This window comes from Streptomyces sp. NPDC001828, assembly GCF_042892175.1.
Taxonomy (GTDB): domain Bacteria; phylum Actinomycetota; class Actinomycetes; order Streptomycetales; family Streptomycetaceae; genus Streptomyces.
In genome coordinates, this window is record NZ_JBIATV010000002.1 from 882,740 (window position 1) to 895,051 (window position 12,312).

The window sequence follows — 12,312 nt, forward strand, 5'->3', positions numbered from 1 at the left end:
GCGGAGCGCCCCGAGTATCCCGAGCACGCTGCGAGGAAGCACATGAGCAAGCTGTTGGTGCCCTATTACGAGCACCCGGCCGAGCGCCCCGACGCCTGGGACGCGCTGATCGCCGCCGCGCCCTCGCTGTACGGGGTCGTCCTCAACCCGGCCAACGGCGCCGGGAGTTCACCCGACGAGGCGTTCGCGGCGGTGGCCGGCCGGCTGCGCTCGGCGGGGGTGCGGGTCCTCGGCTACGTGGACACCGCCTACGGCGGGCGCCCTCCCCAGGACGTGGTGCGCGAGGCGGCCCGCCACCACGACTGGTACGGGGTGCACGGGCTCTTCCTCGACCAGGCGGCCACCTCCGCCCGCCAACTGCCCTACTACGCCGACCTGCGCACCGCGCTCGCCGCGACCTACGACACGTACGTCACGCTGGTCCTGAACCACGGGGCGGTCCCGCACCCCGGCTACGGCCGGATCGCCGACCTCCTGGTCACCTTCGAGGGGCCCTGGTCGGCGTACCGGCCGGCCGGGCCGACCGGGCCCGACACCTGCCACCTGGTGTACGAGGCCCCGCCGGACGCGGTCGCGCAGGCCCCGGTCCACTGCCTCGTACCCGGTCAACTGCCGCATCCCTGGGGCACGTTGCCGCACCGCCTGGAGCCCGCCCGGTGAGACGCGCACTGTGGCCGCTGCTCCCGCTGCTCCTGCTGGCCGCCTGCACCGGTTCCCCGGACGGGCCCGGCGACGGGGACGGGGACGGCCGGGACACCGCGCCCCCGGCGCCCTCGGGCCCGCACTGGCAGCCCCGGCCGGGCCTCACCTGGCAGTGGCAGCTCAAGGGCAGGCTCGACCCGGCCGTCGACGCCCAGGTCTACGACATCGACGCGTTCGACCAGAGCGCGGCGGCCGTGGCCGATCTGCACCGCAGGGGCCGCAAGGTCATCTGCTACGTCTCGACGGGCGCCTGGGAGAACTGGCGGCCCGACGCGGGTCGGTTCCCGAAGGAGGTGCTCGGCAAGGGCAACGGCTGGGACGGCGAGAAGTGGCTCGACATCCGCCGCACCGACGTCCTGGAGCCCTTGATCGCCCAGCGCTTCGACCTGTGCCGGTCCAAGGGCTTCGACGCGGTCGAGCCGGACAACATGGACGGCTACAACAACGACACCGGCTTCCCCCTCAAGGCCGCCGACCAGCTCCGCTACAACGAGCTGATCGCCCGGCTGGCCCACGACCGGGGCCTGGCCGTGGGGCTCAAGAACGACCTCGACCAGATCCCGCGACTGCTGGCCCACTTCGACTTCGCGGTCAACGAGCAGTGCGCCCAGTACCACGAGTGCGACAGGCTCACGCCGTTCGTCGAGGCGGGCAAGGCCGTCTTCCACGTGGAGTACGAGCTGCCCCCGGCCCGCTTCTGCGCCCAGTCCAAGAAGCTGGGCCTCAGCTCGATGGCGAAGAAGTACGACCTCCAGGTGTGGCGCGACCCCTGCTGAGGCTCCGCGCCCGTCAGCCGAGCGTGAGGGCCACCAGGGTCACGGTCGCCGAGGCCTCCGCGACCGCCCCGAACACATCGCCCGTCACCCCGCCGAACCGCCGTACGCAGCGCCGCAGGAGCAGCTGAGCAGCCGCCGGCCCGGCCGCGGCGGCGAGCGCGAAGTGCAGCGCGGGCCAGGGCCCGAACAGCCCTCCCGCCGCCGCGCAGGCCGCCGTGACCAGGGCGGCGACCACCAGGGCGCGAGGGCCCGGCACCGTGCCCGCCACCACCGAGCCGAGCCCGTCGGGGCGGGCCGCCGGGACGCCGCGCCGGGAGGCCAGGGTCAGCGCGGTGCGGGCGGCCACGGCCGCCACGACGGCGCCCACCGCGCCCCTGGCCCAGCCGTCCCGCTCGTACAGATGGGCCAGGGCCGCGATCTGGGCGAGGAGGCAGAACAGCAGCGTGACGACGCCGAACGGGCCGATGTCGCTCTGCTTCATGATCCGCAGCGCGTCCTCGGCCGGCTTGGCGCTGCCGAGCCCGTCGGCGACATCGGCGAGCCCGTCCAGATGCAGACCCCGGGTCAGCAGGGCGGGCGCGGCCGCGCTCACCACGCCCGCGAGCAGTGCCCCGGCCCCGAGCGCCCAGAGCCCCGCGCCCGCGGCGGCCGCGCACAGGCCGACGGCGAGCCCGGCCAGCGGGGCGAGCGTCATGCCCGCGCGGGCGGCGGAGCGGTCCCACCGGGTGATGCGGGCGGGGAAGACGGTGAGGGTGCCGAAGGCGAAACGTACGCCGTGCAGGGCCTTGCTTGGTTTCACCGGCGCAGGCTATCCCGAGCACTCCGGCCGCCTCCGACGGTAAATTGCGCATATCGGAGCAAACAGGAGCGGGTGGGATGGGTCACTGGTTCTACCGCAACATCACCGAGCCGGGGAAGCTCCCCATGCTGCTCGCACTGGCCGCGTTCGTCGTGACGTTCGTGGTCACACGCTCCATCACCCGGCTGATCAGGGCCGGTCGCGGCCCCTTCCGGAACATCAGGCCCGGCGGTCTGCACATCCACCACGTGGTGCCCGGGGTCATCCTCGTCATCATCGGCGGCTTCGGCGCGGTCGGCAGCGGCCGGCACGGCATCGCGGCGGCCGTCTTCGCCGTCCTGTTCGGGATGGGCGCGGGGCTGGTCCTCGACGAGTTCGCGCTGATCCTGCACCTGGACGACGTGTACTGGAGCGAGAACGGGCGCAAGAGCGTCGAGATGGTGGTGCTCACCGCCGCCCTCATGACGCTGGTGCTCGCCGGTTTCTCACCGCTCGGCGTCAATGACGTGAGCCCCGGGGAGCGGCAGGACCGCGCCTCGTTCATCACCACGATCGCGATCAACTTCTGCTTCGTGCTGATCGCGCTGTTCAAGGGCAAGGTGCGGGTGGCGGTGCTCGGCATCTTCGTGCCGTTCGTGGCCCTGTTCGGCGCGATCAGGCTCGCCCGGCCGGGTTCCCCGTGGGCCCAGCGCTTCTACCGCAAACGGCCGCGCGCCAGGGCCCGGTCCCGGCTGCGGGCCTACCGGCACGACCGGCGCTGGTCCATGCCGCGCCGCCGCCTTCAGGACTGGATCGGCGGCGCACCCGACAAGCTTCCGGTGCGCCGCCCCTGATCATGGCGGTCCCGCCGCCTCTTGCGCCGCGCCCAGGTGATCCAGCAGATCACGGCGACGGCGATCAGGGCCGCGATGTGCTCCTTGCCCGCCAGGTTGTTCTTGAGCACGACCTCGACGACCATCGAGCCCACCACGACCCCGGCCGTCCAGTACGCCCGGTAGCGCCAGCACACGTACACCGCGAGGGCGACGACGGCCGCCGAGGGGCCGGTGTCGACCATGTCGGCGGCGGAGGCGGGCAGTCCGAAGACGCTGTCGGGGCCGATCCGGATGCCGACCCGCGCGTACAGGGTGCCGGCCAGCGTCGCGGCGTAGGCGATGAGCAGCATCCGGCCCCGCCCGATGCAGATCTCCGCGATGCCGAACACGAGCAGCACCTGGGCCAGCGCGCCCCACACCGGCAGGTCGAGGGCGGGCACGAAGAGCGAGAACGGGGTGCGCAGGAGCGAGATCCACAGGGGGTAGTCGGCCTTCACGGAACCGATGATCTGGATCGGTCTGAAGCCCCAGGACTGGTTCTGGATGGCCTGGAAGACCGAGGTGAGGGCGACCGCGGAGAGCGTCAGCCAGATGGCCCGCCAGCGCTGCGTGCGCAGCGCGTACTTCACGGTCTTGAACAGGGGCCCCCATTCGCGCTCGGCGAACCGGAGCACCCAGTTCCGTGCCCCACCGCTCATCTCTCGGACTCCAGGTGTCTGCGGTGCAGCCACTTGGGCAGGCCCGGTGCCTCCAGGAATCCCTCGGCGCGCGCGGACGCGATGGCGATGCGCGGGAGGTCCGCACTCTTCTCGAACAAGGTGAACCGCGGCTCCCAGATCGGCCGGTACTTGGCGTTGGACCGGTAGAGGGACTCGATCTGCCACCAGCGGGAGAAGAAGCTGAGGAGCGAGCGCCACAGCCTCAGCACGGGTCCTGCCCCGAGCTTCGAGCCGCGCTCGAAGACGGAACGGAACATCGCGAAGTTCAGTGAGACCTGAGTGATCTTGATCTCCTTGGCGCGCTGCAGGAGTTCGATCACCATGAACTCGATCAGGCCGTTCTCGGAGTCGCGGTCACGCCGCATCAGGTCCAGCGAGAGCCCCTCGGGGCCCCAGGGGACGAAGCTGAGCAGCGCCCTCAACTCGCCGTCGCCGTCGAAGCATTCGAGCATCATGCACTGGCCGTCGGCGGGGTCGCCGAGCCGGCCGAGCGCCATGGAGAAGCCGCGTTCGGTGGCGCCGTCGCGCCAGTCGTCGGCCTTGCGCAGAAGTTCGTTCATCTCTTCGGCAGGAATGTCCGCGTGACGGCGGATCCGCACCTCGTACCCGGCCCTCTTCACCCGGTTGTACGCCTGGCGCACCGTCCGCATCGCGCGGCCGTCCAGGGTGAACTCGGCGGTCTCCACGATCGCCTCGTCGCCCATCTCCAGGGCGTCGAGGCCGTGCCGGGCGTAGATCTGCCCGGCCTCCTCGCTGGCGCCGGTGACGGCCGGGATCCAGCCGTGCGCGCGGGCCTCGGCGAGCCAGGGCTCGATCGCGCCCGGCCAGGCCTCGGGGTCGCCGATCGGGTCGCCGGAGGCCAGCGAGACGCTGTTGATGACCCGGTAGGTGACGGCGGCCTTGCCGGTCGGGGACCAGATGACGGCCTTCTCGCGGCGCAGCGCGAAGTAGCCGAGGGAGTCGCGCTCGCCCTGCTTGTCCAGGAGCGCGCGGAGCCTCTCCTCGTCCTCGACGGTGAGCGGGTCGACGGCCCTGCGGTTGCGGAAGGCCGCGAAGATGACCGCGAGCAGGAGCAGCGTGGCCAGCACGTTGATGGTGACGTTGACCCAGCCGGGGGTGGTGACGCCCTGGGTGTGCCGGTCGTCGGGGACCAGGAACACCAGGCGCATCACGCCGTAGCGCCAGCGCCGCAGGAACGTCGACTGGTCGGTGCCGTCATAGGTGTTGGTGGCGCTGACCAGGACCGCCGCGATGAGCGAGGTGACGAGCAGGCCGCCGACGGCGGTGGCGATCGCCGCCAGCGGGTTGGAGCGGTCGCCCTTGGCGTAGAACTCGCGGCGGCCCACCAGGAGGGCGAGCACGAACGCCGCGGTGAGGGCGAGCGAGATCCAGTTCTGGGCGTAGCGGTGGATCTCCGCGTACGACATGGCGAACGCGAACAGCATCAGGAAGAGCCCGCCGAGCACCATGTTGAGGATCCAGGCGGCCCGCTTGCGGCGGCGCATGGTGACGGCGAGGAAGAGCGTGACGAGACCGGAGGTGAAGCCGGCTTCGAGCAGGTACGGCGTGAAGTAGTCGTCCGTGTTGTGCCGCCGCAGCCCCTGGCCGAGGGTCACCCACACGGCACTGAGGAAGTTGATGAACGTCACCACGCGCAGGTACCAGACGGCGAACGCCGCGCCGGTCCGCGAGCGGGGGGTGCTCCGGTTCGTTCCTTCAGTGGTGCTCAAGCGGACTTCTCCCATGAAACGCGATGATATGGGGGCAAAGCGTTTCACAGCGGCCGCAGGCCGAGCCGGGGGGAGGCCCCCCGGCTCTGCCGTGGCTCACGCGTCGCCGCTCTCCTCGCCGCTCTCCGCGCGCTGGTCAGTGCGCTCGGGCAGCTCCGCGGCCAGATCGGCCGCGGCTTGTACGAGGGGAAGAGCGAGCAATGCCCCGGTTCCTTCGCCCACTGTGACGCCATGATCGAGCAGAGGGTTGAGTGCCATCCGGTCCAGCGCCTTCGCCTGGCCCGGCTCGCCGCTCAACTGGCCCGCGAGCCACCAGTCCGGAGCCCGGAAGGCCGCCCGCTGGGCCACCAGCGCACAGGCCGACGAGACGACCCCGTCCAGGATCACCGGCAGTCTGCGCACCGCACACTGCAGCAGGAAACCGGTGGCGGCGGCAAGGTCCGCGCCGCCCACCGCGGCCAGAAGTTCGAGCTGATCGCCGAGAACCGGCCGCGCCCGGCGCAGCGCGTCGCGGATCGCGGCGCACTTGCGCATCCAGGCCAGGTCGTCGATCGCGGCGCCGCCGCGGCCGGTGACCACCGAGGCGTCCGTGCCGCACAGGGCCGCGATCAGGACCGCCGCCGGGGTGGTGCCGCCCACGCTGAGGTCGCCGAGCACCACCAGGTCGGTGCCGGCGTCCGCCTCCTCGTCGGCGATCCTCACGCCGAGCCGCACGGCCGCCTCCGCCTCCTCGACGGTCAGGGCGTCCTCGACGTCGATCCGGCCGCTGCCGCGCCGCACCCGGTGGCGCACGACGTCCTCGGGCAGCAGGGCGGGGTCGCAGTCCAGGCCGGCGTCGACGACGCGGACCGAGGCGCCCTGGCGGCGGGCGAGCACCGCGACGGGGCTCTCGCCCTCCAGGACGGAGCGTACGAGGGTGTGCGCCGAGGAGGCGGGGCGGGCCGAGACGCCGAGCCCGGCCACGCCGTGGTCCCCCGCGAAGAGGATCACGCGGGGGCGCTCCACGGCCCGTACCGGGCTGGCGCCCTGCGCCGCCGACAGCCAGGTGGCCAGCTCGTCGAGCCGGCCGAGCGCGCCGGGCGGCACGGTCAGCCGCTCCCGGCGTTCCTCGGCGTCACGCCGCACACCGTTGTCGGGGCGTTCGATCAGATCGGAGAAGTCGTCCAGGTTCAGCCTGCTCATTTGCCGAACAGTACCGCCAGCGAGTGGACATCAGCCGCGCAGCGTGAGCGCCTGGCCCGCGACGACGAGCAGCACCTGCTCGCACTCGGCCGCGAACGCCGCGTTCAGGCGCCCGAGTTCGTCCCGGAACCGCCTTCCCGACGACGTCGCGGGGACCACGCCCGAGCCCACCTCGTTGCTCACCGCCACCACCGTCCGCGCGGTGGACCGCACCGCCGCGACGAGTTCCTCCGTACGCTCCCTCAGGGCGCGCTCGCCGCCCGCCGCCCACTTCTCGTCGTCCCAGGCGCCGACCCGGTCCATCGCGTCGGTCAGCCACAGCGCCAGACAGTCGATCAGGAGCGGCGGTCCCGGCTCGTCGAGCAGCGGCGCGAGTTCGCAGGTCTCCTCGGTGCGCCAGGAGGCCGGCCGCCGTTCGCGGTGCAGCCCGACCCGCGCCGCCCACTCCGCGTCGCCGTCCCGGCCGCCGCCCGTCGCCACGTACACGACGCCGGGGAAGCCGCCGAGGCGCCGTTCGGCCTCCAGCGACTTGCCCGAGCGGGCCCCGCCGAGGACGAGCGTGCGGCGCGGCAGGTCGGGCACCGCGTGGTACTCGCCGACGATCAGCGTCGTGCCGTCCGGCACCGCACGCGCGCCGAGGGCGGCGAGCCGGCGCTCCAACTCCCGCCCGGGCGGCACGTCGTGGTCGATGTGCACCGCGATCACATCGGTCGCGGGGCCGATGCCGCCGGCCGCCCGCAGCCGCGCGAGCGCGTCCGGCCGCCCGGACACATCGGCCACCACCATGTCGTACGGCCGCACTTCGGCGGGGCCCGCCGGGGCGCCGCCGGGCGGCAGGTAGAGGAGCCGCTCTCCCTCGGGCGACGTCACCTCGTACCCGGTGCCCGGCGAGTCCAGCGGCACGGCGCGCACCCGGTGCCCGCTGATCAGCGTCAGCCTGCGGCCGTCCGGCACCCGACCCGCCGCGGGAAGACCGGCGGGCAGCTCCACGGGGGGCCCGTCGTGCGGATGGGTGAGCAGCACCTGGCGCACCCCGGCGAGGGAGTGCCCGGCGCGGGCCGCGGCGAGCGCCGCGCCCGGGGTGAGGTCGAGCAGCAGCGCGCCGTCGACGAGCAGGGCGGTGGCGGCGCGGGCGTCCTTGCCACGGGCGAGGGCGCACGCGGCGCAGGGACAGTCGGGGCGCGGCAGGCCGGCGGGGGCCCCGGTGCCGAGGAGAGTCAGTTCCACACGCACGATCCTCCCGCGTCGACGGCCCTCTTGCGCGCCCGGTTACGCTGCGGGCAGCAACGTGACCCAGGAGGCGGACATGGCGTGGACGTGGCGTTTCGAGAAGTCGGACGGTACGGAGGTCGAGCCGGCGGTGGCGCCGGAGGAGTTCACGACCCAGGGCGATGCGGAGTCCTGGATCGGTGAGGTGTGGAAGGACCTGCTCGAAGGCGGGGCCGACCAGGTGTTCCTCTTCGAGGACGGCACGAAGATCTACGGCCCGATGAGTCTGCACGCCGAACAGGTCTGAGGGTCCGGCCGGGGGCGCACGCGACGCCCCCGGCCCCGCTCAGATCTCGCCGAGGGTGACCTCGGCGGTCTTCTTCGCGCCGTCGCGCGTGTAGGTCACCGTGACCTTCTGGCCGGGCTTGTCCGCGGCCAGCGCCTCCGTCAGGGAGGTGATGGTCGCGATGTCGGTGTCGTTCAGCCTGGTGATGATGTCGCCCGCCCTCAGGCCGGCCTTGGCGGCCGCCCCGTTCGCCGGGGCCTGCACGATCGCGACCCCGGCGGGCTGGTAGCCGCCGTTCACCACCGTGCGGCCGGTGATGCCGAGCGCCGCCCGGCCCGAGTCGGTGACCTTGCCGCTCTTGATGATCTGGTCGGCGACCGTCCTGACCATCGACACCGGAATGGCGAAGCCGATGCCGGGGGCCGCGCTGCCGCCCATGTCCGGGTCGGTCGCGGCGAGCGTCGGAATGCCGATGACCTCGCTGTCCAGGTTCACCAGTGCGCCGCCGCTGTTGCCCGGGTTGATCGCGGCCGAGGTCTGCACCATGTTCGCGATGGTGGCGCCGGTCCCGCCGCCCGCGCTGCCCTCGGAGACGGTGCGTCCGGTCGCGGACACGATGCCCTGGGTGACGCTGGACGACAGGCCCAGCGGAGAGCCCATCGCCAGCACGATCTGGCCCATCTCGACCTTGGCCGAGTCGCCGAACCGCGCCGCCTTGAGCCCGTTCGGCATCGAGTCGAGCTTGATGACGGCCAGGTCCTGCTCGGGGTAGGACGACACGAGCCGCGCGGTGATCGCCGAGCCGCTGCCGGACGTCGACACCTTGAACGTGCGCTCGTTGCCGACCACGTGGGCGTTGGTGACGATGTGCCCCTGGTCGTCGTAGACGATCCCGGACCCGAGGCTGTTGGACGCGTCGATCTGCACGACGGAGGGCAGCACGTTCTTGATGACCCGCTGGTAGTCGCTCTGCAGGCTGTCGGTCACGCCGGAGCCGTTGCGCTGGGCGGCCGGTGAACTGGCGGACGGATTCGCCGACTTGGGCGCCGTGGCGGTCGCGCCGCCCGAACAGCCGCCGAGCAGAACGGCGGTGGCGACGGCGGCGGTCAGCGGCGCCGCCACACGGCGCACCCGGCCGGGGCGAAGAGATGCATCCATGGCAGGAGTATCCCTTTGGTCCGATATGACGGCCTGTCGGTGGGCCCGATCAGGTACCGGGGTCCCGGGCCGGGGCCCGTTCGGCGGATACCCCTGCCACGGCCCGGTACGCCGGGGAACCAGGCCCCGTACGCCCGGAACCTCAGCCCCGTACGCCGAAGAGGTGCAGCAGCGCGGCGGTGTGGCGGTAGGGGTCGGTGCGGCCCGCCCGGTCCTCGGCGGAGAGCAGCCGCTCCAGCTCGTCGGCGGCCGGAAGCTCCGCGTCGTTGGAGACGTTGTCGGTGAACACCCGCACCCCGTACCAGGTGTGCAGCGGCGCGGCGATCCCGTCGAGCGTGCGGGTCAGCACGGCGAGCCGGTCGGCCCGCACCGGCAGGCCGAGCCGGTTGGTGTACGAGTTCGAGTCGAAGGCGGTCAGGGCGCCCGCCCAGTCGCCGGCGAGCCCGGGCCGCACGGCGAGCGCGTCCGCGTTGCGCACCAGGAGCGAGAGGAGCCCGCCGGGAGCCAGCATCCGGGCCAGGCCCGCGAGCATGGCGTCGGGCTCCTCGACGTACATCAGGACGCCGTGGCAGAGCACCACGTCGAAGGAGCCCGGCAGGAAGTGCACGCCGGTCTCGCGGCCGTCGCCCTCGATCAGGCGGACCCGCTCACGGATGCCCTCGGGCTCGGTGACCAGCGCCTCGCGGGCCACCTTCAGCATCTCGGGGTCGGATTCGAGCCCGGTCACCGAATGCCCGGCGCGGGCCAGGCGCAGGGCCTGGGTGCCCTGGCCCATGCCGACGTCCAGGATCCGCAGGCGCTGGCCCACCGGGAACCGCCCGGCTATCTGCTCGTCGAGATGACGGGCCACGAGTTCCTGGCGGACCACGTTGCGCAGCCCGCCGAGACCCTTCAGCCAGGCGCCGGAGGCGCCGGTGAACCCGGACGGCTTCCCGCTCAGGGCCGCTCTCCGCGCTTGACCTGCGGCTTGGGCAGCCGCAGTCGGCGCATCTGGAGCGTGCGCATGAGGCCGTAGGCGACGGCGCCCTTCTTCGGCTCGTCCGGGAAGCGGGCGGCGAGCGCCCTCCTCAGCCGGAAGGCGAGGCCGATCGAGTCGAGCACGATGAGCACGATCACCACGAGCCACAGCAGCAGAGACAGGTTCTGCAGGCTGCCGATGCGGATCATCGAGAGCACCAGGATGATCACCGCGAGCGGCAGGAACATCTCGGCGACCGAGAACCGGGAGTCGACGAAGTCGCGGGTGAACTTGCGCACCGGGCCCTTGTCACGGGCCGGCAGATAGCGCTGGTCACCATTGGCGAGGGCCTCGCGCTGCTTGGCCATGTCGACCCGGCGGGCCTCGCGCTGGCGCTTGGCGGCCTCCTTGCGGTCGGTCGGCACGGTCGAGGCACGGCGCCGCTGGGTCTGCGCCTCACTCCGCTTGGGAGTGGGGCGCCCCTTGGGGGCCTCGGGGTCGCGGGGCGCTTTGGAGAGGTCCGCCGTCACCTTGTCGGTGGGGGCCTTCTCTGCGTTGGAACGGCTACGGAACACAATCCCCAAGGGTACGGGGTACCCGGCATGGACCCCAGGCCGGTGGGGAACGATCCCACAACGCCTTGCGTCCCTGAAGGCGGGCGACGCGCCGTTCCCCCGAGGTTCACCTACTCCCTGCGCCGGATCAACGGCGGGCGTAGTCGTCCTTGGGGATGAGCGCATCGGCGCCCGAACAGTGCGGTAATGGATGCAGGGCCCGTACTGTGGGTTCTGTTGCAGCAGCTGGAGCTGGAGTCCGTCAGAAGGGGGCGCGCGAAGCCCATGAGCGGTGTCATGAAGCGTATGGGGATGATCTTCCGCGCGAAGGCGAACAAGGCCCTTGACCGGGCCGAGGACCCTCGCGAGACCCTCGATTACTCGTACCAGAAGCAGCTTGAGCTGCTCCAGAAGGTGCGCCGGGGCGTCGCCGACGTGGCGACCTCCCGCAAGCGCCTTGAGCTGCAGCTCAACCAGCTGCAGAGCCAGTCCTCCAAGCTGGAGGACCAGGGGCGCAAGGCCCTCTCGCTGGGCCGTGAGGACCTGGCCCGCGAGGCCCTGTCCCGCCGCGCCTCGCTGCAGCAGCAGGTCACCGACCTGGAGACGCAGCACCAGACGTTGCAGGGCGAGGAGGAGAAGCTCACCCTTGCGGCCCAGCGCCTCCAGGCCAAGGTCGACGCCTTCCGCACCAAGAAGGAAACGATCAAGGCGACGTACACGGCGGCCCAGGCGCAGACCCGGATCGCCGAGTCCTTCTCGGGCATCTCCGAGGAGATGAGCGACGTCGGCATGGCCATCCAGCGGGCCGAGGACAAGACCGCGCAGCTCCAGGCGCGGGCCGGCGCGATCGACGAACTGCTTGCCTCCGGCGCTCTCGACGACCAGTCGGGCCTCGCCAAGGACGACATCCAGACCGAGCTGGACCGGCTGTCCGGTGGTACGGATGTAGAGCTGGAACTGCAGCGGATGAAGGCCGAGCTGACGGGCGGCGGGTCCGCCGGGAAGCAGGCCATCGAGGGCGGCACCGCCGCTCCTCAGGACAAGGCCCCGCAGCAGAGCCCGCGCTTCGACAAGCAGTGACGACCGGCAGGAGACGTTCATGATCGTCCGGATCATGGGGGAGGGCCAGGTGCGGCTGGCGGACAGCCACCTCACCGAGCTCAACAAGCTCGACGACGCCCTCCTCGCCCAGATGGAGGAGGGCGACGAGGACGGCTTCCGCCGCACCCTGGGCGCCCTCCTGGACGCGGTGCGCCGCCTCGGCGAGCCGCTTCCCGACGACTCCCTCGAGCCGTCCGAGCTGATCCTTCCGAGCCCCGACGCGAGTCTGGACGAGGTCCGGGAGATGCTCAGCGACGACGGCCTCATCCCGGGCTGACGGGAGCGGGGTCCGGGCCGCCGAGAAGGCCGGGGCGGGCCCTTCA

Annotated in this window: 14 protein-coding genes; 6 read left to right on the top strand and 8 right to left on the bottom strand. The window is 72.3% G+C overall.

Features of this window, described 5'->3' with window-relative positions:
- The first annotated feature begins 42 nt into the window (after window positions 1–42).
- Both ACFYZA_RS10910 and ACFYZA_RS10915 read left to right on the top strand, forming a co-directional pair.
- Window positions 43–660, top strand: a complete 618-nt coding sequence (locus tag ACFYZA_RS10910; protein ID WP_388489261.1) for a spherulation-specific family 4 protein — start codon at window positions 43–45, stop codon at window positions 658–660.
- Entirely contained in the window at window positions 657–1,478 is an 822-nt protein-coding gene (locus ACFYZA_RS10915; protein ID WP_388489264.1) for an endo alpha-1,4 polygalactosaminidase, read from the top strand. Before ACFYZA_RS10910 ends, ACFYZA_RS10915 begins: the two co-directional genes overlap by 4 nt.
- Window positions 1,479–1,491: 13 nt before the next feature.
- Here ACFYZA_RS10915 and ACFYZA_RS10920 read toward each other — a convergent pair whose 3' ends face one another.
- Window positions 1,492–2,277 carry an adenosylcobinamide-GDP ribazoletransferase gene (locus ACFYZA_RS10920; RefSeq protein ID WP_382600063.1) on the bottom strand — a complete coding sequence of 262 codons (786 nt, stop codon included), beginning with the start codon at window positions 2,275–2,277 and terminating at the stop codon, window positions 1,492–1,494.
- A gap of 77 nt (window positions 2,278–2,354) precedes the next feature.
- On the opposite strand from ACFYZA_RS10920, the gene ACFYZA_RS10925 reads away from it, so the two are divergent.
- Entirely contained in the window at window positions 2,355–3,110 is a 756-nt protein-coding gene (locus tag ACFYZA_RS10925; RefSeq protein ID WP_382600061.1) for a hypothetical protein, read from the top strand.
- Here the strand turns inward: ACFYZA_RS10925 and ACFYZA_RS10930 are convergent.
- From ACFYZA_RS10930 to ACFYZA_RS10945, 4 genes are all read right to left on the bottom strand, one after another.
- Window positions 3,059–3,790, bottom strand: a complete 732-nt coding sequence (locus ACFYZA_RS10930; RefSeq protein WP_388489266.1) for a hypothetical protein — start codon at window positions 3,788–3,790, stop codon at window positions 3,059–3,061. The genes ACFYZA_RS10925 and ACFYZA_RS10930 overlap by 52 nt on opposite strands.
- Entirely contained in the window at window positions 3,787–5,556 is a 1,770-nt protein-coding gene (locus ACFYZA_RS10935; RefSeq protein WP_382600057.1) for a phosphatidylglycerol lysyltransferase domain-containing protein, read from the bottom strand. Before ACFYZA_RS10935 ends, ACFYZA_RS10930 begins: the two co-directional genes overlap by 4 nt.
- 81 nt (window positions 5,557–5,637) lie before the next feature.
- Window positions 5,638–6,723, bottom strand: coding sequence for a nicotinate-nucleotide--dimethylbenzimidazole phosphoribosyltransferase (cobT, locus tag ACFYZA_RS10940; RefSeq protein WP_382600055.1), 1,086 nt, complete (start codon window positions 6,721–6,723; stop codon window positions 5,638–5,640).
- A gap of 30 nt (window positions 6,724–6,753) precedes the next feature.
- On the bottom strand, window positions 6,754–7,950 hold the full coding sequence (locus ACFYZA_RS10945; protein WP_388489269.1) for a bifunctional adenosylcobinamide kinase/adenosylcobinamide-phosphate guanylyltransferase: 1,197 nt from the start codon (window positions 7,948–7,950) through the stop codon (window positions 6,754–6,756).
- A gap of 79 nt (window positions 7,951–8,029) precedes the next feature.
- Here ACFYZA_RS10945 and ACFYZA_RS10950 point away from each other — a divergent pair, with 79 nt between their 5' ends.
- Window positions 8,030–8,239, top strand: a complete 210-nt coding sequence (locus ACFYZA_RS10950; RefSeq protein ID WP_267053613.1) for a hypothetical protein — start codon at window positions 8,030–8,032, stop codon at window positions 8,237–8,239.
- A gap of 39 nt (window positions 8,240–8,278) precedes the next feature.
- Here ACFYZA_RS10950 and ACFYZA_RS10955 read toward each other — a convergent pair whose 3' ends face one another.
- The 3 genes from ACFYZA_RS10955 to ACFYZA_RS10965 form a co-directional block, all read right to left on the bottom strand.
- Window positions 8,279–9,376, bottom strand: a complete 1,098-nt coding sequence (locus ACFYZA_RS10955; protein ID WP_388489271.1) for a S1C family serine protease — start codon at window positions 9,374–9,376, stop codon at window positions 8,279–8,281.
- Window positions 9,377–9,518: 142 nt separating this feature from the next.
- A complete protein-coding gene (locus ACFYZA_RS10960; RefSeq protein WP_382600078.1) occupies window positions 9,519–10,226 on the bottom strand; it encodes a class I SAM-dependent methyltransferase in 708 nt (235 codons plus the stop codon).
- A gap of 86 nt (window positions 10,227–10,312) precedes the next feature.
- Complete coding sequence (locus ACFYZA_RS10965) at window positions 10,313–10,909, bottom strand: DUF3043 domain-containing protein (protein ID WP_388489274.1); 597 nt, start codon at window positions 10,907–10,909, stop codon at window positions 10,313–10,315.
- Between the two features lie 264 nt (window positions 10,910–11,173).
- Between ACFYZA_RS10965 and ACFYZA_RS10970 the strand changes: the two genes are divergently transcribed.
- Both ACFYZA_RS10970 and ACFYZA_RS10975 read left to right on the top strand, forming a co-directional pair.
- On the top strand, window positions 11,174–11,968 hold the full coding sequence (locus ACFYZA_RS10970) for a PspA/IM30 family protein (protein ID WP_382600048.1): 795 nt from the start codon (window positions 11,174–11,176) through the stop codon (window positions 11,966–11,968).
- 19 nt (window positions 11,969–11,987) lie between these two features.
- Window positions 11,988–12,266 (top strand): hypothetical protein, encoded by a 279-nt coding sequence (locus tag ACFYZA_RS10975; protein ID WP_382600046.1) that lies wholly within the window; start codon window positions 11,988–11,990, stop codon window positions 12,264–12,266.
- The last annotated feature ends 46 nt before the right edge of the window (window positions 12,267–12,312 follow it).

Excerpts from the sequence above, each read along its gene's own strand:
- ACFYZA_RS10975 (WP_382600046.1), top strand. The coding sequence starts at position 11,988 with ATGATCGTCCGGATCATGGGGGAGGGCCAGGTGCGGCTGGCGGACAGC.
- ACFYZA_RS10930 (WP_388489266.1), bottom strand. The coding sequence starts at position 3,790 with ATGAGCGGTGGGGCACGGAACTGGGTGCTCCGGTTCGCCGAGCGCGAA.
- cobT (WP_382600055.1), bottom strand. The coding sequence starts at position 6,723 with ATGAGCAGGCTGAACCTGGACGACTTCTCCGATCTGATCGAACGCCCC.
- ACFYZA_RS10970 (WP_382600048.1), top strand. The coding sequence starts at position 11,174 with ATGAGCGGTGTCATGAAGCGTATGGGGATGATCTTCCGCGCGAAGGCG.
- ACFYZA_RS10910 (WP_388489261.1), top strand. The coding sequence starts at position 43 with ATGAGCAAGCTGTTGGTGCCCTATTACGAGCACCCGGCCGAGCGCCCC.
- ACFYZA_RS10955 (WP_388489271.1), bottom strand. The coding sequence starts at position 9,376 with ATGGATGCATCTCTTCGCCCCGGCCGGGTGCGCCGTGTGGCGGCGCCG.
- ACFYZA_RS10935 (WP_382600057.1), bottom strand. The coding sequence starts at position 5,556 with ATGGGAGAAGTCCGCTTGAGCACCACTGAAGGAACGAACCGGAGCACC.
- ACFYZA_RS10950 (WP_267053613.1), top strand. The coding sequence starts at position 8,030 with ATGGCGTGGACGTGGCGTTTCGAGAAGTCGGACGGTACGGAGGTCGAG.
- ACFYZA_RS10925 (WP_382600061.1), top strand. The coding sequence starts at position 2,355 with ATGGGTCACTGGTTCTACCGCAACATCACCGAGCCGGGGAAGCTCCCC.